Genomic DNA, 17,539 nt, shown 5'->3' on the forward strand with positions numbered 1-17,539 from the left:
GACCGATGGATGAATCGGACCAACCACCGACGGTCCGCAAGCCATCGTGAAACCTGGACCCGTTACGGAGTCAGCCGTGCGTCGGCTTCGACGGCCTCGAACGCCTTGCGGGCGGCGATGAGCACCGGATCCCAGACCGGGGCGAACGGTGGCGCGTAGGACAGGTCCATGCCGAGGACCTCGTCGACGCTCATCTCGTTCCAGATGGCGGTGGCGAGCACGTCGATCCGTTTGGCGGCGCCTTCCCGGCCGACGATCTGACCACCGAGGAGGCGTCCAGTGCGTTTCTCGGCGAGCAGTTTGATCTTGATCGGCTGGGCGCCGGGGAAGTAGCCGGCGCGGGTGGTCGAGTCGACCGTGGCCCGCACGTAGCGGAGCCCGGCCGCGTCGGCCTCGGCTTCGGAGAGCCCGGTGCGGGCGACCTCCAGGTCGCACACCTTGGTGACCGCGGTCCCGACGACGCCGGCGAAGGTCGCGTAGCCGCCGCCGATGTTTATCCCGGCCACCCGGCCCTGCTTGTTCGCATGCGTGCCGAGGGCCACGACCACCCGCTGCCCGGACAGCCGGTGCACCGACTCGACGCAGTCCCCGGCGGCCCACACGCCCTCGACCCGCGTGCGCATCTGAGCGTCCACGGCGATGCCGCCGGATGTGCCGAGCGGGATGCCGGCCTGCGCGGCGAGGGCGACGTTGGGGCGCACCCCGAGCCCGAGCACGACGAGGTCGGCCGGGAGCCGCCGGCCGGCGTAGGTGCGGACCGCGACGGCGCGCCCGTCCCGCCCGGTTTCGATCTCGACGACCGGCTCGCCGAGGACGAGGTCGATGCCGATCCCGCGGATGGCGTCGGCGATGACCGTGCCGATGTCGGGGTCGAAGGTGCCGATCGGGGTGGGCGAGCGGTCGACGACGGTGACGTCGAGGCCGCGGATCTGGCAGGCCTCGGCGATCTCCAGGCCGATGTAGCCGCCCCCGACGATGACGACCCGGCGGGTCCGGTCGTCGCTCAGTTCGGCGCGCAGGGTGGCACCATCGTCCAGGGTTTGCACCCCGTAGACGCCGGACGCCTCGATCCCGGGAACGTCCGGGCGCATCGGGATGCTTCCCGCGGCGTAGACCAGCTGGTCGAACGGCTCGTCGTACTCCCGTTCCCGGTCGAGGTCGCGGGCGTGCACGGTACGGGCTGCCAGGTCGATCGCGACGACCTCGGTGCGGGTGCGGACGTCGATGCCGTTGGCGCGGTGTTGTTGCGGGCTGCGGGCGATCAGGTCCCTCTCGGCGCCGACCGTGCCGCTGATCCAGTAGGGGATTCCGCAGGCCGAGTACGAGGTGGCGTGGCCGCGTTCGAACGCAACCACCTGCAGCGAGTCGGCGGTCTGCCGTTTACGCGCCTGGCTGGCCGCGCTCATCCCGGCGGCGTCGCCACCGATCACGACCAGACGTTGTGAGGACATACGCCGAACGCTAGCGACGCATCGACGGCGGGCCAGGCGCAGCATGACGTGGGCAGCTCCGTGGCTCAGCACCGTGCGGAGGCGTCCGCTCACGACACGCAGTGTCCGACCATGCAATTGATCTTGCCGGTCCGGCCGGGCGGCTGGCTGCTTGCACGTCGAGTGCGGAGGTGGTTGTGGCGGCGTGTTCGTGCGGCCGTCTGCCGCCCGACGCCGCCGCGCACCGACAACGGCGAAAGCACCACGAAGACAACGTGATCGTGTTCGCCCGCCTCGCAGGCCCATAGCGCGCCGGCGCGCACGGCCGATGAAGGCCGCGTGACGGATCACGAAGACCCGCTCGGCGGGCACATCGGAGACCTCGGATTCCAGCCGACGTTGACAACTCTGGACGTGTTCAAGGGGGAGTTGCGCACTAACCACACGACTCGCGCTATCACGTGGCGGGCTCCGGCACCGGCGTTCCTCTCAGTCGATGGACAGGACGACCTTGCCGAAGCGCTCCGGCGAGCCCAGTCGGGCCTGGGCCTCGACCGCGGCGTCCAGCGGGTACACCGAATCGACGACCGGGGTGAGCGTGCCGTCGGCCAGCAGCGGCAGGAACTCGGCGATCTCGGCTCGATTCGAGGCATGGCAGCCGATCAGACTGATCTCCCGTCGGTACAGGACGGAGAGGTCCAACTCGGCGTTCCGGCCGGTGTGCGAGCCCATGCCGACCAGCCGGCCACCGTGGCGGGCCGAGAGTATGGATTTCTGCACGGTCGCGCGTCCGACCGTCTCGTGCACCACGTCGGCACCGAGCCCGTCCGTCAGCGTGCGCACCGACCGGTCGAAGTCCGGCTCCGACAGGTAATTGATCACTTCGTCGGCGCCGAGCGAGCGGACCTGCTCGACCTTCCGGTCACTTCCCGTCGTGGCGATCACCCTCGCGCCCAGCGCCTTGGCGACCTGCACCGCGGCGCTCGCGACGCCGCTGCCCGCGCCGACGACGAGCACGGTCTCGCCGGGCCGGACCCGGGCGCGGGTCTTGAGCATGTGCCACGCCGTCATGTACGCCAGTACCCCGGCGGCGAGCTCCTCGTCGCCGAGCCGGGCAGGCGCGGGGAGGACGTTGCGGACGGGCAGTGCGATGTACTCGGCGTAGGTTCCGTCGAAGTGTTCGCCGACGAACTGCAGGCGGGTGCAGCCGCTGTCCTGACCGCGGCGGCAGTTCTCGCACTCGTCGCAGGTCTTCATCGGGTTGATTCCGACTCGGTCCCCGACGGCGAGCCCGGCGACGCCGTCGCCGATCGCGGCGATCTCGCCCGCGCCCTCGACCCCGAGGGTCATCGGGGGCGGAGGCGCTTCGGGGAACCGGCCCTCCCTGACCAGGATGTCGGCTCGGTTCAACCCGGCGGCGCGCAGTCGCACCAGGACCTCGCCCGCGGCTGGTTCCGGCGTGGCCACCTCGACGACCCCGAAGGTCTCCGGTCCACCGAAAGCCGAGATTCGCGCTGCTCTCATCGCCCCACCTCGCTGAGTCATGCTGCAGTGTGGTACATCGTGCTGGTCCGTGGAACGTACGCCGCGAAGGGAATGCACGCCAGAGGGTGTGCCGGGATGTGAGACGGCTGCGCGTATGGTGGTACGGTCCAGGTTCGATCGGCGGGCACGAAGGTGTGGAATGTGACGGCGACGGAGAAACCGGCCAGCAAGGTTCGGTCGATGAACAGCGTGTTGAGCACCCTGCGCGTCCTCGAGGAAGTCGCCGCCCGCCAGCCCATCGGTGTTTCCGAGCTCGCGCGCGTCACCAGCATGCCGAAGAGTTCGGTCCAGCGTTGTCTGGTCACGCTGCAGCAGGCCGGCTGGCTGCGGATCGTCGACCCCGACCGCACGCGATGGGGCGTGACGATGAAGGCGCTCGCCATCGGGTTGCGGGGGACCGGCGAGCAGGATCTTCGCGATCTCGCTCGGCCGGTGATCAAGCGGCTCGCCGCCGAGACCGACGAGACGGTCCATTTCTCCCTGCGCGACGGTGACGACGTCATCATCATTGCGAGGGAGGACAGCGCGCAGGCCGTCCGCGTGATCGTCGAGGTCGGCACCCGCCTGCCGCTGCGGGCCACGTCGGCGGGGCTCGCGATCCTGGCCCGCCTCGACCCGCCGGAGGTCGGCGAGGTGCTGACGCACCCGGTCGAGGACTTCGCCGAGCCGATCCCGAGCGCCGACCAGCTCCGGGAGGAGATCGCCCGGACCGCCGAGCGGGGTTATGCGCTCAACGGTTCCGCGTGGTTCCGCCCGCACGTCGTCTCCCTCGGCGCGGCCGTCACCAACGCGACCGGCCGTCCCATCGCCGCGGTGACGTTGTCGATCCCGGAGATGCGTTTCCCGCCCGCCGAGGAGAAGGCGCTGGCGCGCCTGACCGTCGCCGCGGCGGACGAGATCAGCGCGCTGATCTCCGCCGTCTGAGCTCGTCCGTCTCGAACGGGGCGCGTCAGAAGGCCCGGTGGTACTGCTTCGGCCACGACTCGAGCGGGTCTGCGCCGCGGGCGCGCAGGGCCCAGTAGGGGTCGCGCAGCAGTGCCCGGCCCACGAGCACGACATCCACCAGGTCCGGTACCGCCTCGTCGAGGTGCTCCGGCTGGGAGATCTGCCCCGACGCCGCCGTGAGGAGTCCGGCCGCTCGGAAGCGCGGCCCGTAGCGCGCGTTGTGCAGGGGCGTGGCGGGGCGGGACGCCTCCGGGACCAGGGCGCCGGACAGCAGGTCGATCATGTCGACGCCCTCGCCGGCCAGTCTGCTCGCGACCACCGCCATGTCGTCGGTGGTGAGCCCGCCCTCGAGGAGGTCCTCCGCGGGCAGCCGGACGATGACCGGCTTGTCCTCCGGCCATCCCGCGCGGACGGCATTCACCATCTCCAGGGGGAACCGCATCCGCCGTTCCAGGTCGCCGCCCCACTCGTCGGTGCGGTGGTTCGTCAGCGGCGAGAGGAATTCGTGGAACAGGTACCCGTTCGCGCCGTGCAGCTCGATGACCTGGTAGCCGGCCCGGTCGGCGTTGCGGGCGGCCTGCTCGACGTCCTCCAGCACCCGGGTCCCGTCCTGCGCCGCCATCTCCGTCGGGACGGCCAGATCGGCGAACGGGATCGGCGACGGCGCGAGGGGTTGCCATCCGCCGTCCGCGGGGAGCACCGGGTGGCGCGTCCCGGCGTTGTCCCATGGCACTCCGTGGGAGCTCTTGCGGCCGGCGACGCCCAGCTGGATCCCGGGCACCGAACCCATCGCCGTGATCGCCGCCGTCAGCCGTCGGTGGCCTCTCACCTGCTCGTCGCGGTAGATCCCGAGGTCACTGATCGTCGTGCGCATGTCGGGGGCGACGGCGGTGCACTCGATCATGACCACACCGACACCGCCGGCTGCCCTGGACCCGTAATGCGCGAGGTGCCAGTCGGTGGGAGCGCCGGAAGGGTCGGCGGAGTACTGGCACATCGGCGAGAGCCACACCCGGTTGGGGACCAACACCTCCCTGAGCTGAAGGGCCGTCCAGACGGGCGAGGATGTGGAGAGCACTAGTCGAACCTCGCCGCCATGAGGAGCTTGGCGGTCTCCTCGGGAGCCTCGATCAGGAAGTGGTGGCTGCCCAGCTCGTGGACGACGAAGTCGATCCGCTCGCCATAGCGGTCGACCGCCGCCGGGTCGAGGAGGCCGCGAACGGCGAGCGTGGTGACCGGCTGCCGCACGGCGCCCAGCGCCTCGTCCATGTCCCAGCGCAGCATCCCGTCGAGGGCGGCCGCGCCCACCGCGGGCGGGATGCTCGACATCTTGCGGAAGATCGTCTCGCCGAAGTCCGGGTCCGTGTCCGGGACGGAGCCCATGACGACCAGGCCGCGCACGGCTGCCGGGAAGTCGTCCTCGAACGATCGCACCATCTGGCGAGCCAGCGAGTCCTCGACCGCCGGATAGAGGCCGAGGTAGTGGAACGAGTCGATCCCTATCACCTGCGTGACGATGTCGGGTCGCACCCGCGCGAGCTCGACCGCCACCGCACCTCCGAGGGAGTGTCCGACGACGGCGCAGCGCTCGACCGACTCAGCGTCGGTCACCGCGGCGACATCGTGAGCGAACTCCCGCATCGTCCATGCGGTGCGGGCCGAGCGGGAGTCGCCGTGACTGGCGAGGTCGACGGCGATCACTCGATGGTCGGCCGGCAGGAACGCGGCGACCTGGGCGAAGTCCGTCCGTCGACACCCCCAGCCGTGGACGTAGAGCCAGGTCGGCCCGTCCTCGGGGCCGCTCACCGTGTAGTGGATCGACGTCTCCCAGGCCCGCTGTACCGAGCGGGTGGATCCTTCGACGCTGGACATGACCGCCGAACCTCCTTGTACCACCATTGTGAACGGCGTATCGACTGACGGAACGTTAAGGCGCGGGTGACGAGGCGTCAACTGTCGGCTGCGGCATCTGTGCGACCGTGCTCGGGGAACCTCCGAAGTGGACGGTTCCATCCGGGTCCACGCGGACCGACGGGTCGAGTTCGCGGGAGGATCGCTCGACGAGCGCCCTGATCCTGGCGGCGGCAGCCGGCGCGGCGAGTCGTGGTTCGCCGGTGGCGTCGAGCGTGATCGGGGTGATGCGCAGTCGCGGCGGGCCCGCCGGAGGCATCTCCACATCGAAGGCGGCGCTGTCGAACCAGTCCGTCGCCTCGAAGAGGCGGGAGGCCCGGTAGGGGAGGCCGAAGTAGGTGTCGGGTCGTCTCACTTCGCCCGCGTGGAACAGGAAGTTGCCGAGCGAGTAGAGGATGAGCCCGTCGTTCCACCGCTCGACGGGGTGCAAGCAGTGGGGGTGCGTTCCCGCGACGACGTCGGCCCCCGCATCGACGAGTCGTCGGCCGAGGTCCTGCTGGTACTGCGCCAGCGGTCCCTGGTTCGGGGGGAGGTAGGCGAACGGAACGCCCCAATGAAGGCACGCGACGACCCGGTCGGCCTCGGACCTGGCTGCACGCACCCGGTTCTCGACCCGCACGACGTCGGTCTCCTGAGCGGCGCTGCGCACGAACGGCGGCGTGCCGGGTTGCTCCTGCAGAAGCGTGCCGTCGATCGAGAAGCTCTGGTCGATCCTCAGCGGGGCGACGCCGGGTCGGGCCTCCGTGGCGTTGGCGCCCGGGGGCAGGGTGGCGCAGAAGCTGAGCACGGCGACCCGCCCACCGGACGCGGTGTCGACGACGACCCCGGCATCGGCCTCCGCGAGCGTGCGGCCGCCTCCGGCGTGCCGGATGCCGGCGTCGTCCAGGGCTCGCATCGTGTTGAGCAACCCCTCCGCGCCGTGGTCGAGGGCATGGTTCGTGGCCAGTGAGACGACGTCGACGCCGATGGTGCGCAGCAGCACTGCGGTCGACGTGGGGAGCCGGATCGTCATCTCCTTCTCCGTCGGGTGGTCCGTGTCCACCAGCGGAGCCTCGAGGTTCGCGATCGTGAGGTCCCCGGTCCGCAGGATGCGGAGGGCCGAGTCGTCCCGCCGCTCTGCGGGCTCTCGGGCGAGGACGGTGTCGCCGACGAGAACGATCTTCACGGGCCTCCTTCGGGGCGCGCGGTGGTTGACAGGGGAGCGGAGCTCCGTTCGAATAGTGTGCCGCAAGGTAGCACGTGTGTTCCGCAGTGGTGAACGAATGCTCGCTCTGTCGATCCTCGAAGCCCCGGAGGCCAACCGCGATGGCACCCAGCCGGTACAGCGGATACCAGTCGTTCTCGTACCTGGAGGCGGGAACGGACTACACCGAGTTCGCGCTCTCGGCCGACGTCGACCGGCTTCCGGAGCACGATCTCGGGCTGGCGGAGGACGAGTCGGCGCGGGCGGAACGCCTCCTCGCCGACACCGTCGTGGTGTCGCTGCACGACCATCCGGTGCGGTTGCCTCGGCACGCGAGGACGGAGCTGCTCGACTGGAACCGCGAGGCCCGGCTCGCCTACGGCTACGTGGGTCTGAGCCGTTCCGGGCTGGACGCCGTGTTCGACAACCTCGGTTGGGGTGCCTGCGAGTCCCGCAACGGCTGGAAGTGGGACGACGTCATCACCGACCTCGGCATGCGGTTCTGCGACTTCGCGCACCAGGACTACGTCATCCGGGCCGAGTCGGTCGCCGACATCCGGCGCGCACACGCCGAGGGCCGGCTCGCCGTCGTGGCGGGCCTCGAGGGCGCGGCGCTGATCGAGAACGAGATCGACCGGCTCGACGTGCTCTACGGGCTGGGTGTGCGGCAGATGGGCATCGCCTACAGCGACGCCAACGCCCTCGGAAGCGGGCTGCGCGAGCACGGCGACGGTGGCCTGACCTCGCTCGGTCGGCGCGCCGTCCGTCGCATGAACCAGCTCGGGATGGCCATCGACGTGTCGCACTCCGGGGACCGGACCGCTCTCGAGGTGATCGAGGCCAGCGAGCGGCCCGTGCTCATCACCCACGCCGGGGCGCGCGGGGTCTGGGACACCCCGCGGATGAAGCCCGACGAGGTCATCCGGGCCTGTGCCGAGTCCGGCGGGATCATCGGGATCGAGGCTGCCCCGTACACCACGGTCAGCCCGCGGCACCGGCGGCACACCATCGAGTCGGTGATGGACCACTTCCGCTACTGCGTCGACCTGGTCGGGATCGAGCACGTCGCCTTCGGTCCGGACACCTTCTTCGGCGACCACCTGGACATCCACCACGTGATGAGCCAGAAGTGGGGCGTCGCCGACACAATCCGGTCCGGTCCGCGGTTCGAGACCGTCGAGGCCGTCGCCGGGATGGAGAACCCCGGTGAGTGCTTCCGCAACATCACCCGCTGGCTGGTCAAGCACGGCTACCCGGACGACGAGATCACCGCCGTCATAGGCGGGAACGTGCTCCGCGTGCTCGAGAAGGTCTGGTGAAGCGCGCCATGAACAGGAGGAAGGTTCTCGGCGCCGCGATGGTCGGGCACGCCGTCGAGTCCTACGACTTCGTGATCTACGGAGCGTCCGCGACGGTCATCGCCAAACATTTCTTCCCGAACGGGAACGCCACCCTGGCGATCCTGTCGACCCTTGCCGTCTACGGCATCGCCTTCGTGGTCCGCCCGCTCGGTGCGGCTGTGTTCGGCAGCATCGGCGATCGCCTCGGCCGACGCACAGCACTGTCCGCCGTCGTGCTGATCATGGCGGTGTCGACGGCGGCGATCGCGGTGCTGCCCGGCTACGCGACGGCCGGGGCCGTCGCCCCGCTGCTGTTGCTGTGCTGCCGCCTCGCCCAGGGCGTCTCCATGGGTGCCGAGTACACGAGCGCGGCCTCCTACGTGATGGAGCAGGCGCCCGCGCACCGGCGTGGATTGTGGGTCAGCGCGGTGAACAGCGCCACCTTCGTCGGGTCGGCATTCGCCGCGCTCGCGCTGCTCGCGCTGCAGCTGGTGTCGCCGGAGGCGTACGCGGACTGGACCTGGCGGTTGGCCTTCCTCTTCGGCGGCGTGATGGCGCTGGTCGGGCTCTACATGCGGCTGCGCCTGGAGGAGACGGCCACCTTCCGCGCCCTGGAGAGCAGGGGCGAGGTCGCGGTCAGCCCGGTGCGGGACTCCTTCCGCGACTGGCGGCTCTTCCTCCTGCTCTTCGCGATCTTCGCCCTGCTCGCCGTCGTCGTCCACAACCTCCTCGGCTACTTCCCCACCTACCTGGTGACGACCGGTGGTCTCTCCGACGGCACCGTGCTGACCGCCGGAGTCGTCGCACTCCTGTTGTGCGCCGCGATGTGCGTGCTGACCGGTGTGCTCGTCGACCGGTTCGGCCGCAAGCCGCTGCTGGTCGTCGGGGTGGTCCTCGCCGTCGTGGGGTCCGTGCCGGCGTACCTCCTGGCGAGCGGCGGGACGTTGCTCACCACGCTGGCCGCCGAGATCCTCCTGGTCCTGCCGGCCGCGGTGATCGGCATGTCGGCCACGATCATCGCGGTCGAGATCGTGCCACCGCGCATCCGCGCCACCAGCACGGCGCTGGCCTACAACATGGCGTATGCGGTGTTCGGCGGCACGGCCCCGATCCTCGGAGCGCTGCTCACCGCGTGGTTCGGCCGCCTTGCGCCCGGCGCGTACATCACGGTGCTGGCGGTGATCGCCCTGGTCGTCGTGGTGGTCGCCATGCCGGAGACGCGCAACCGCGCGGTGGTCGAACCCGACCCGGTCGAGCACGACGAAGAGTCCGAGGTGCTCCGTGGCGTCAGGTGAGGTCTCCATGTCCGCATCGGTGAAGGACCGGATCGCCGCCGAGTTCGCCCGGCACGAGCCCGCGGTCGTCGAGCTGTCGCGCCGGATCGGTGCGCACCCGGAGATCGCCTTCGAGGAGCACCGGACCGCCGCTGCCGTCGTCGAACTGCTGAAGGCGCACGGTGGGTTCGACGTCGAGGAAGGGGTGGCCGGGCTGGACACGGCCTTCGCGGCGACCGCGGGCACCGGGTCCCTCGCGATCGGCCTGTGCGCCGAGCTGGACGCGCTGCCGGGGATCGGGCACGGGTGCGGGCACAACATCATCACGGCGACGTCGGTGGCGGCGGCCCTCGCCCTTGCCCCCGTCGCCGACGAGCTGAACCTGACGATCCGGCTGCTGGGCACCCCCGCCGAGGAGGTGCTGACCGGGAAGGTGATCATGCTGCGCGAGGGGGCCTTCGACGGCCTGCACGCCGCGATGATGATGCACCCCACGCTGAAGGACATGGCCGCCCCGCACATCCGGGCGGTCCGGCACTGGTCGATCTCCTATCAGGGACGTACCGCGCACGCCTCGCGCCCGTTCGAGGCGCTCAACGCCGCCGACGCGGTGACCGTCGCGCAGGTCGCGATCGGGTTGCTGCGCCAGCAGAAGCGGGATGCGGACCGGGTGCACGCCTGGGTCAAGGAGGCGGGCACCGCCGTCAACGTCATCCCGGGCGCGGCCACCGTGGAATGCATGATCCGAGCCAACTCGCTCGACGACGTCGACCTGCTGTGGCCCCGGGTGCGCAGCTGTTTCGAGGCAGGCGCGCTCGCCGCGGGCGTCGGCATGGAGATCACCCAGCTGGCCTCGGTCAACGGCTTCCGCCACGACCTGGATCTGGCCGGACTGTTCCAGGCCAACGCCGAAGCGCTGGGCCGGACCTTCCCCGATTACGCCGACCGCTCGCTCGGGTCCACGGACATGGCCGAGGTCGCGGTCCACATGCCCGCGATCCATCCGGTCCTGTCGTTCGACTCCCCGCCCGAGGACGGGAACCACACCGCCGCGTTCGCCCGCACCGCCTCGGGACCCGAGGGCGCGCGGGCGATCCACGACGGCGGGCTCGCGTTGGCGTGGACGATCGCCGACGCGGCCCGGGACGGTGCGCTCCGCCGCCGCCTCACCGAGGCCGGCCCGTTCGTGTGGCGGGAGGAGCCGCCGGTCGGCTGACCGGCAGGGCAAGGGGCCGCCCGCCGGGCGGCCCCGTCCCGGTTCAGACGCTGACCGGGGTGAGGGCCTCACCCATCCACCGCGTGATGGCCGTGACCTTGGCGTCCGTGCCCGGCTGCCCCATCACCTGCAGGCCGAAGGGAAGACCGCCGACGCCCATCAGCGGCACGTTCACCGCGGGGGCGCCGAGCAGGGAGCTCGGGAAGTTGAAGCCCGGATCCCCGGTCGGCCACCGGACCGGTTCCTGCCCGGGCACGTCGCCCGACCATTCCGGCGCGGGACCGCTCGAGGTCGGCGCGATGACGGCGTCCACCCGAGGGCCGAGGAGCGCGTACGTGGCCTGCACCGCGGCGCGCGTGCGCAGGGCCTCCTCGTACCCCGCTGCCCCGAGCTGCTCCGCGGCCTCGATGAAGAACCGCTTGCCGCGTGCGCTGACGCCGTCGGGGGTGCTCGCCACGATGTCCCGGAACGCCCAGTAGTGCTCCCACGCCAGGATCGCGCTCCCGAGGTCCGTCACGCCCACGAGGGACCGCTCGAACCGCTCCACCACGGCGTCGTCGGCGCGCCGCAGGACCGTCACGCCGGCGGCCTCGACCTGCGCGATGACCTGCTCGAACGCTCCGCGGCTGATGGGCTCCAGCCGCTCCCAGGCCTCGGTCTCGATCACGGCCACCGTGCCGGGCCTGCGGGCGGGCGGCGGCGTGGCGGGACCGTGCAGGGCGGGCCGGCCCGGGTCGCCCCCCGCACGCGAGGCGATCGCGATCGCGATCAGCCACATGTCCTCCGGGCACGCCGCCAGGACGCCGTGCGACGTCATGCTGGCGGTCTGCCGCTCGCCGCGGTTGATGGCGCCCTGGGTCGGCTTCAGGCCCCAGGCCCCGTTGAAGCTCGCCGGCCGCATGAGGGAGCCACCGGTCTGCGTCGCGATCGTGGCCGGCACCATCCGCGCCCCGACGGCAGCGCCCGAGCCGGACGAGGATCCGCCCGGCGTGTGCCGCGGATTGAAGGGGTTGGTCGTGGGACTCGGCTCCGGACCGCCCAGCTCCGTGGTCACGGTCTTGCCGAGCACGACCGCGCCGGCCCGGCGCAGCGCCCACACCGCGGCGTTGTCCCGCTTCGGGAAGTTCCCCGCGAACGCCGCGCACCCCATCTGGGTGGGCATGTCCCGGGTCTCCAGCAGATCCTTGATGCCGATCGGGAGCCCGTCGATCGGCGACAACGGCTCGCCGTGCTGCCAGCGCCGCGTGCTGTCATCGGCCTGCTGACGGGCGCCGTCCGCGTTCAGGACGACCCATGCCCGCACGACGGGCTCGCGCTCGGCGATCGTCGCGAGGCACCGCTCCAGGTACTCGCGCGGGGAGTCGGTGCCGTCGCGGAAGGCCGTCACCGAGGTGTGGAAGCGCAGCCCCTCGAAGGTGGCCGGGTCGTAGGCGAGGACACCGTCGGCGCGTGCGGACGTCATGGGTGCTCTCCATCTAGCTGGACGGCAGCACATGTTCACTATCGCGGAACGGCTGTGCCGACTAGTGGCACATTCTCAGCTCACTGGAGTGGTCGTGTCAACCGAGGTCGAGGGCGGCCCCGACGATGCTGTCGGTGTCGAGTCCATGGTGGCGTTGGATGTCACGGAGATTGCCGGACTGTCCGAATCGGGTGACGCCGAGGTGGGTTGCCCGCACCTGGTGGATCCCGGCGAGGAACGCGAGCGTGTGCGGATGCCCGTCGAGCACGGTGACCATCGGTGCGGTACGTCGGGCTGGGAAGGCGGCGTCGAGGATCCAGGTCTCGCCCGAGGCTTGGCCGGCGCGGGCCTGTAGAGCGTCGAACAGCAGTCCGGGGCTGGTCACGCAGACGACGTCCACGGGGATGCCCATCGCGTCGAGCCGGTCCGCGGCGGCGAGTGCCTCGGGGACGGTGGCGCCCATCGCGGCGATCGTGACGGCGGGCGGTGTTGCGGAGCGGCGCAGCGGATAGGCGCCCGCCACGACCTGACGGCGGCGGCGCTCGCGGGCCGCGGGATCGGCGGGGACGGCGGCGAGGGTCTGGTCGACGGGGCGGGTGGACAGGCGCAGGTAGGCCGAGGTGCCGTCGGGTCGGCCGAGTCGGGCGAGTGAGGCGAGCAGGGTCCACTCGACATCGATGGCGAAGGCCGCTTCGTAAGCGGTGCAGCCGGGCTGCTCCAGCCCGACGGACGGGGTGGTGATCGATTGGTGGGCTCCGCCTTCGGGCGCAAGGGAGACGCCGGAGGGGGTGCCGACGAGGATGGACTGCCCACCGGCGTAGATGCCGAAGGACCAGGGTTCCAAGGCGCGTTCGACGAACGGGTCGTAGAGCACCCCGATCGGGAGCAGGGGTTCGCCCCAACGGCTCCAGGTGGCACCGAGCTCACCGAGGAGCCCGACGAGGTTGGTCTCGGCGATACCCAGTTCGAGGTGTTGGCCGGTCGGGCGTTCGCGCCAGTGCAGGATCGTCTCGGGGTCGTCGGCGAACCAGTCGGTCCGTTCCCAGGCGGACCAGACGCCGACCTTGTTGACCCAGCCGGCCAGGTTGGTCGAGCTGCTGACGTCCGGGCAGAGCGTGACGACTCGGCCGGCTGCGCCGGGGGCTGAGCGGGTGAGGTCGAGCAGGGCTCGGCCGAGCGCAGCCTGGGTGGTGGCGGTGCCCGCGGGGGTGCGGCCGAAGTCGGTGGGGATCGCGGGTGGGGGCGTGGGTGAGGCGGGTTCGCGACGTAGCCGCTCGGCCGTCGTGGCGCAGAGCAGGGCGGGCTCGGAGCCATCCGGGAACCGGGCCCATGGTCGGTCGACCGATCGGCCGAGCGTCTCGGCGAGATGCGTCATCTGCTCGGTCGTGAGCAGGGAGGAGTGGTTCTGCGGGTGGCCCTCGGTGGGTAGCCCGTGGCCCTTCACGGTGTACGCGAAGATCACGGTGGGCCGGGTGTCGTCGATCGCTGCCAGGGCGTGGTCGAGGGCGGCGAGGTCGTGGCCGCCGAGGTTGCGCACGGCCGCGTACAGCGTGGCGTCGTCCAGCCCGGCGACGAGCGTGGCCAGTTCGGGCTCGCCTGCTGGGACGCGCTCGCGCAGCTGTTCCGGCGTGCAGCGCAGCAGCCGCTGGTACTCCGGATTGGACATGTCGTCGATACGGTGGCGCAGCGTGGTGCCGCCGGGCCGGGTGAACAGCTCTTCGAGCAGGTGCCCGTACTTGACGGTGAGCACCTGCCAGCCGGCGGCGGCGAACATGCCCTGCAGCCGGGGGATGCCGATGTTCGGGACGACCCGGTCGAGGGACTGGCGATTGGCGTCGACGATCCAGACGACCTCGCCGAGCTCGGCGACCATCGGGTCGAGGATGGCCTCCCAGACCGCGCCCTCGTCCAGTTCCGCGTCGCCGACCAGCGAGTACTGCCGCCCGGTCCCGCCGTCGGTGCCCTTGGAGGCGAGGTAGCGGCGGGCGAGGGCACCCCAGATCGGCGCGGTCGCGCCGATACCGACGGAGCCGGTGGAGTAGTCGACCGGGTCCGGGTCCTTGGACCGTGACGGGTAGGCCTGCAGGCCGCCGAACGCGCGCAGTGTCGTCAGGTAGCGCTCGTCGAGCTCGCCGATCAAATAGTTGATCGCGTGTAGCACCGGCGAGGCATGCGGTTTGACCGAGACCCGGTCCTGCGCCCTCAGGTGGCCGAACCACAGCGCCGTCATGATCGTCACCATCGAGGCGCTGGAGGCCTGGTGGCCGCCGACCTTCAGTGCGTTCGGGTTGGGGCGCACGCGGTTCGCGTGGTGGACGATCGCGGTGGCGAGCCAGAGCACGTGCTGCTCGATCTCCCGCAGCACTGGAAGCGGGGGCGCGGTCGTGTCCGGCTGGCCTGCGACCGTCGTCATCAGGATCCTCCTCGTGCCATGATGTCCGCAGATGGCAGCACCATGGCGAGGTCTGCACAAGCGGCGGCGTCGATGTTGAGCAATATGCTCACTATCGACCTCACTGCGAAAGGGGAGGGCGGGCACTGTGCGCAGTCCGGAGGCGGTCGACGCCACTGACGCGCGGCTGCTGCTCGCGCTCACCGAGAGTCCCCGGGCCACCGTGCTGGCACTGGCCGAGCGCACCGGACTGTCCCGCAACACCGTGCAGGCGCGGCTCGCTGGTCTGGAGGCGCGCGGGGTGCTCGCGTCGTTCGAGCGGCGGATCGATCCGGCAGCGCTCGGCTACCCGCTCACCGCGTTCGTCATGATCCAGGTGACCCAGCGGATGCTCGACGAGGTCGGGGCCGCGTTGCGCGATGTGCCTGAGGTGCTGGAGGTGCTCGGGCTGTCCGGGTCGACCGACCTGCTGGTGCGCGTCGCGGCCCACGACGCGGACGACCTCTACCGGATCGCCGGCCAGCTGCTCGCCACCGATGGCGTAGAACGCACCACCACGTCGCTCGTTATGCGCACCCTCGTGGACCAGCGGACGATGCCGTTGCTGGAACGGATCGCGACCACATAGCTGACGGACCGAGGCACCCGTTGTGACGCCTCCTTGCGGAGGAGCCGGGTTGCGATGTGGCACAGCCAGAATCAGCGGTGGTTGTTCGATCGGCGAGCGTGGGGTGCGGGTGGCGGCGGGCATGTACAGCGGCTCCCTTTGGTGCGGTCACCCGCCGTGTCGGCCTCTCGATGCTGTAGCCAGCGAATCAAAGCTGGCGTGGAGGCGCCCGAGCTGCGTCGTACTGCACCAGTCCGAGCAGCGGATTCTCTGTTTTCGCAGGTCAACGCAATCCGTTGACCGTACTGGCAGTCAGAGGGTCACGTACATGCCTCTACTGCACTGATCAGGCCTCTGACCTGCGGTTTGACGGTGCTGTGGGTTGCTGGCGTGGTCGACCTCTTTACGATCCGTCAGGTCCGGGTGGACTTGACGATTGGTCAGGTTCGGGCGGACGTGGCAACTCGTCTAGTTTGTGCTCGATCGGTGGCGCACCGAGATCTCCCTGCCGAGCTTCGTAAAGATCCGACTTGCCTCCGTCGCGATCCGCGATGACCTCCCCTGATCGGCGCATCGCCCAAGCCCGGGCTGGGAAGCATCAAAGTCGGACAGGACGCCACCGGTAGCGGCGAAGATGGAATCGAATCCCACGCCAGCACGGCCACGGCGAAAATTCGGAGCTGACCGCGCCGCGGCCGTGCTGGGCCAATCTGGCCGAGTCGGACGGCAATACTCGACCGCCACAAGCCGAATCTACCAGTGCTCTTCGTGCTCGAACGAAAGCCGCTCCTGGTCCTCTGGCCGAAGAGCAACTCGCCGCGGAGATCGAGCCGTTCCAGCGTGCAGTTCAGAGTTTCGGCGCTAGGCTGCGAAACTGGACCGGCTCCGGGGAGCAGAGGCCTCGGGCAGGTTGACGGCACCATTCGGGGCCCACGTCGGGGTCGTGGACGCGCGGATGGCCCAGAACGGGGTCTGGCGGAACTCCTCGATGGCCTCGTCGGGGAACTTCAGGAAATTTCGCAGCCCAAGGGTGAGGGCCTGGTCGAGGTCGCCTGCCTGGACGGCCTCCTCGAAGGGGGCGAGGGCGTCGCCGCCGACGGGGCCGCCCAGCGGGATCGGGGGCTCGTAGAGGATGAACGCCGGCGGGGGCTGGTGCAGGGCGCGGGCGAGGGTGACCAGTCCGCCGTAGGAGTGGCCGAGCAGGATCGCGTCAGGGCCGGCGAGGTCGAGGACTGCGGCGATGTCGTCGGCCTCCCGCTGGATGGTGTGCTCGCTGTTGTCGCCGCTGGCTCCCCGGCCGCGGCGGTCGATCGCGTAGGTGGCGAAGTGCGGGGCCAGCAGGTCGGCGAGGATCTGCCAGTCCTGGGCGGCGTTGAGGGCGCCCGGGGAGACGACCAGGGGACGGCCCTGGCCTGTGACCGTGACGGCGATCCTTGTGCCGTCGGTGGAGGTCACGTAGGTCTGGCGGGGGGTAGCGGCAGTCATGATCTTCTTCCTTATGTCGTCGCGCTCCGCCGGGAGGGGAGGCTGATCCAGGCAGGATGCAGCGCGGGCGGGCCCACCCGGGGTGGCCTTGCAGGCGGTACAGAGGGGGCCTCCGAACTCACCATAACATCGAAACGATGTGCACATCGTTTCGATGTGAGATCCTGGGATCATGCTTGACCTCGCGATACTCGGCTTCCTCGCCGAGGGCTCCCTGCCCGGTCACGAGCTGCGCCGCCGCATCACGCACCTGACCGGCTACAGCCGTCCGGTCAGCGACGGCACCCTCTACCCGGCGATCAACCGGCTGACGAAGGCCGGGCTCATCGAACGGCGCCCCGCACCCGAGGCGGGCGGCGGCCGGTACGTGCTGAACCTGACCGCAGCAGGACGCGAGGACATGCTGCGGCGGCTGAGGGAACCGGCCGAGCACGAAATCACCGACTTCTCCCGCTGGTTCACGATCCTGACGTTCCTCTCGCTGCTGCCCGACAGCGCCGAGCAGCACGCCGTGCTGCGCCGCCGCCTGGACTTCCTGGAGGCTCCTGCCAGCTTCTTCTACGACGGCGACACACCGTTGCGCGCCGAGCAGGTCGCCGACCCTTACCGGCGCGGAATGCTGCTCACCGCCCGCGCCACCAGCCGCGCAGAACGCGCCTGGCTCCGCGAGGTCCTGGACGGCGACGGCATCCGAGCGGCGGACGAACAGCCCCACCCCCAGACCCACACCCGTGATCGGAAGGACTGAA

The 17,539-nt window shown here is 70.6% G+C and carries 14 protein-coding genes; 6 read left to right on the top strand and 8 right to left on the bottom strand.

The features are described 5' to 3' along the window. Positions 1-62: 62 nt before the first annotated feature. The gene (locus K1T35_RS17075; RefSeq protein WP_220261117.1) at positions 63-1,451 is read right to left on the bottom strand and encodes an FAD-dependent oxidoreductase; all 1,389 of its coding nucleotides are present in this window, start codon (positions 1,449-1,451) and stop codon (positions 63-65) included. 468 nt (positions 1,452-1,919) lie between these two features. Then, positions 1,920-2,954 carry a zinc-binding dehydrogenase gene (locus K1T35_RS17080; protein WP_220261118.1) on the bottom strand — a complete coding sequence of 345 codons (1,035 nt, stop codon included), beginning with the start codon at positions 2,952-2,954 and terminating at the stop codon, positions 1,920-1,922. A 201-nt stretch (positions 2,955-3,155) separates the two neighbouring features. Here K1T35_RS17080 and K1T35_RS17085 point away from each other — a divergent pair, with 201 nt between their 5' ends. Next, positions 3,156-3,899, top strand: coding sequence for an IclR family transcriptional regulator (locus tag K1T35_RS17085; protein WP_220261119.1), 744 nt, complete (start codon positions 3,156-3,158; stop codon positions 3,897-3,899). A gap of 25 nt (positions 3,900-3,924) precedes the next feature. Here the strand turns inward: K1T35_RS17085 and K1T35_RS17090 are convergent, their stop codons facing one another. From K1T35_RS17090 to K1T35_RS17100, 3 genes are read right to left on the bottom strand one after another with little or no spacing between them, the layout of a single operon-like run. Further along, positions 3,925-4,998, bottom strand: a complete 1,074-nt coding sequence (locus K1T35_RS17090) for an NADH:flavin oxidoreductase/NADH oxidase (protein WP_220261120.1) — start codon at positions 4,996-4,998, stop codon at positions 3,925-3,927. After that, positions 4,998-5,792, bottom strand: coding sequence for an alpha/beta fold hydrolase (locus tag K1T35_RS17095; RefSeq protein WP_220261121.1), 795 nt, complete (start codon positions 5,790-5,792; stop codon positions 4,998-5,000). Before K1T35_RS17095 ends, K1T35_RS17090 begins: the two co-directional genes overlap by 1 nt. Positions 5,793-5,847: 55 nt before the next feature. Next, complete coding sequence (locus tag K1T35_RS17100) at positions 5,848-6,996, bottom strand: CapA family protein (protein WP_220261122.1); 1,149 nt, start codon at positions 6,994-6,996, stop codon at positions 5,848-5,850. 140 nt (positions 6,997-7,136) lie between these two features. Between K1T35_RS17100 and K1T35_RS17105 the strand changes: the two genes are divergently transcribed. From K1T35_RS17105 to K1T35_RS17115, 3 genes are read left to right on the top strand one after another with little or no spacing between them, the layout of a single operon-like run. Next, on the top strand, positions 7,137-8,333 hold the full coding sequence (locus tag K1T35_RS17105) for a dipeptidase (RefSeq protein ID WP_220261123.1): 1,197 nt from the start codon (positions 7,137-7,139) through the stop codon (positions 8,331-8,333). Between the two features lie 8 nt (positions 8,334-8,341). Continuing rightward, positions 8,342-9,649, top strand: a complete 1,308-nt coding sequence (locus K1T35_RS17110) for an MFS transporter (RefSeq protein ID WP_220261124.1) — start codon at positions 8,342-8,344, stop codon at positions 9,647-9,649. 7 nt (positions 9,650-9,656) lie between these two features. Further along, on the top strand, positions 9,657-10,844 hold the full coding sequence (locus K1T35_RS17115) for an amidohydrolase (protein ID WP_220261125.1): 1,188 nt from the start codon (positions 9,657-9,659) through the stop codon (positions 10,842-10,844). A 43-nt stretch (positions 10,845-10,887) separates the two neighbouring features. On the opposite strand, the gene K1T35_RS17120 is transcribed toward K1T35_RS17115, so the two are convergent. Beyond that, a complete protein-coding gene (locus tag K1T35_RS17120) occupies positions 10,888-12,306 on the bottom strand; it encodes an amidase (protein ID WP_220261126.1) in 1,419 nt (472 codons plus the stop codon). A gap of 97 nt (positions 12,307-12,403) precedes the next feature. Then, positions 12,404-14,719 carry a pyruvate dehydrogenase gene (locus K1T35_RS17125; protein ID WP_220261127.1) on the bottom strand — a complete coding sequence of 772 codons (2,316 nt, stop codon included), beginning with the start codon at positions 14,717-14,719 and terminating at the stop codon, positions 12,404-12,406. 127 nt (positions 14,720-14,846) lie between these two features. Between K1T35_RS17125 and K1T35_RS17130 the strand changes: the two genes are divergently transcribed. Further along, on the top strand, positions 14,847-15,326 hold the full coding sequence (locus tag K1T35_RS17130; protein WP_220261128.1) for an Lrp/AsnC family transcriptional regulator: 480 nt from the start codon (positions 14,847-14,849) through the stop codon (positions 15,324-15,326). Between the two features lie 840 nt (positions 15,327-16,166). On the opposite strand, the gene K1T35_RS17135 is transcribed toward K1T35_RS17130, so the two are convergent. After that, positions 16,167-16,790 (bottom strand): alpha/beta fold hydrolase, encoded by a 624-nt coding sequence (locus K1T35_RS17135; protein WP_220261129.1) that lies wholly within the window; start codon positions 16,788-16,790, stop codon positions 16,167-16,169. A 172-nt stretch (positions 16,791-16,962) separates the two neighbouring features. Between K1T35_RS17135 and K1T35_RS17140 the strand changes: the two genes are divergently transcribed. Next, complete coding sequence (locus K1T35_RS17140; RefSeq protein WP_220255862.1) at positions 16,963-17,538, top strand: PadR family transcriptional regulator; 576 nt, start codon at positions 16,963-16,965, stop codon at positions 17,536-17,538. Position 17,539: the final 1 nt, after the last annotated feature.

The organism is Pseudonocardia sp. DSM 110487, assembly GCF_019468565.1.
Taxonomy (GTDB): Bacteria; Actinomycetota; Actinomycetes; order Mycobacteriales; family Pseudonocardiaceae; genus Pseudonocardia.

Excerpts from the sequence above, each read along its gene's own strand:
- K1T35_RS17075 (WP_220261117.1), bottom strand. The coding sequence starts at position 1,451 with ATGTCCTCACAACGTCTGGTCGTGATCGGTGGCGACGCCGCCGGGATG.
- K1T35_RS17080 (WP_220261118.1), bottom strand. The coding sequence starts at position 2,954 with ATGAGAGCAGCGCGAATCTCGGCTTTCGGTGGACCGGAGACCTTCGGG.
- K1T35_RS17085 (WP_220261119.1), top strand. The coding sequence starts at position 3,156 with ATGAACAGCGTGTTGAGCACCCTGCGCGTCCTCGAGGAAGTCGCCGCC.
- K1T35_RS17095 (WP_220261121.1), bottom strand. The coding sequence starts at position 5,792 with ATGTCCAGCGTCGAAGGATCCACCCGCTCGGTACAGCGGGCCTGGGAG.
- K1T35_RS17105 (WP_220261123.1), top strand. The coding sequence starts at position 7,137 with ATGGCACCCAGCCGGTACAGCGGATACCAGTCGTTCTCGTACCTGGAG.
- K1T35_RS17110 (WP_220261124.1), top strand. The coding sequence starts at position 8,342 with ATGAACAGGAGGAAGGTTCTCGGCGCCGCGATGGTCGGGCACGCCGTC.
- K1T35_RS17115 (WP_220261125.1), top strand. The coding sequence starts at position 9,657 with ATGTCCGCATCGGTGAAGGACCGGATCGCCGCCGAGTTCGCCCGGCAC.
- K1T35_RS17120 (WP_220261126.1), bottom strand. The coding sequence starts at position 12,306 with ATGACGTCCGCACGCGCCGACGGTGTCCTCGCCTACGACCCGGCCACC.
- K1T35_RS17125 (WP_220261127.1), bottom strand. The coding sequence starts at position 14,719 with ATGACGACGGTCGCAGGCCAGCCGGACACGACCGCGCCCCCGCTTCCA.
- K1T35_RS17135 (WP_220261129.1), bottom strand. The coding sequence starts at position 16,790 with ATGACTGCCGCTACCCCCCGCCAGACCTACGTGACCTCCACCGACGGC.
- K1T35_RS17140 (WP_220255862.1), top strand. The coding sequence starts at position 16,963 with ATGCTTGACCTCGCGATACTCGGCTTCCTCGCCGAGGGCTCCCTGCCC.